A 1,294-nucleotide genomic window follows, 5' to 3' on the forward strand; every position below is an offset into this window, starting at 1 on the left:
GGAGGTGATCCAGCCGCAGATTCCCCTACGGCTACCTTGTTACGACTTAAGCCCCCTTGCGAAGCCCAGATTCGACCCCCGGAAGGGGGCCTCATCCGGACCTCACTCGGGTGCTTTGACGGGCGGTGTGTGCAAGGAGCAGGGACGTATTCACCGCCGTCTTCTGAACGGCGATTACTACCGAATCCAGCTTCATGCGGACGAGTTTCAGTCCGCAATCCGAACTACGATCGAGTTTCGGAGATTAGCGCCCCCTCTCGGGGTTGCATCCCACTGTCTCGACCATTGTAGCCCGCGTGTTGCCCAGCACATTCGGGGCATACTGACCTACCGTTGCCCGTTCCTTCCTCCAGTTTGGCACTGGCAGTCCTCCTAATGTACCCAACCACCACGAGGGTGTTGCTGGCAATTAGGAGTGCGGGTCTCGCTCGTTGCCTGACTTAACAGGACGCCTCACGGTACGAGCTGACGGCGGCCATGCACCTCCTCTCAGTAGCTCCGATAAGCTCATCACACTGATCTTCATCGCTACTGTCGATGCTGGTGAGATGTCCGGCGTTGAGTCCAATTAAACCGCAGGCTCCTCCGGTTGTAGTGCTCCCCCGCCAATTCCTTTAAGTTTCATCCTTGCGGACGTACTTCCCAGGCGGTCTGCTTCACGGCTTCCCTACGGCACACCACAGGCTCGTAGCCTGTGGCACACCTAGCAGACATCGTTTACAGCTCGGACTACCCGGGTATCTAATCCGGTTCGTGACCCGAGCTTTCGTCCCTCACCGTCGGATCCGTCTTTCCAGAGCGCTTTCGCCACCGGTGGTCCGTCCAGGATTACAGGATTTCACTCCTACCCCGGACGTACCCTCTGGATCTTCCGGTCCCAAGCCACGCAGTTTCCACCGGACGCCCGCACGTTGAGCGTGCGGATTTCCCGATGGACTTGCGCGGCCAGCTACGGACGCTTTAGGCCCAATAAGAGCGGCCATCACTCGTGCTGCCGGTATTACCGCGGCGGCTGGCACCGGTCTTGCCCAGCACTTATTCTACGACCTCCTTACGGTCGTCAAAAGCGAGGGCTCTATGCCCTCGCACTTGGAGTCCCCTTATCGCACTGGCGTGCAGTGTAAAGGTTTCGCGCCTGCTGCGCCCCGTAGGGCCCGGTATCTTGTCTCAGATACCGTCTCCGGGCTCTTGCTCTCACAACCCGTACCGATTACTGGCACGGTGGGCCGTTACCCCACCGTCTACCTAATCGGCCGCAGCCACATCCTCTGGCGCCGGGGCATTTCGAGCTCTC

Annotated in this window: 1 rRNA gene; it reads right to left on the minus strand. The window is 59.5% G+C overall.

Annotated elements, in window-relative coordinates:
• Positions 1 to 1,294, minus strand: a 16S ribosomal RNA gene (locus QA600_RS22755); the annotation flags it as partial.

This window comes from Natronococcus sp. A-GB1 (assembly GCF_029688845.1).
In the GTDB taxonomy this organism is placed as follows: domain Archaea; phylum Halobacteriota; class Halobacteria; order Halobacteriales; family Natrialbaceae; genus Natronococcus.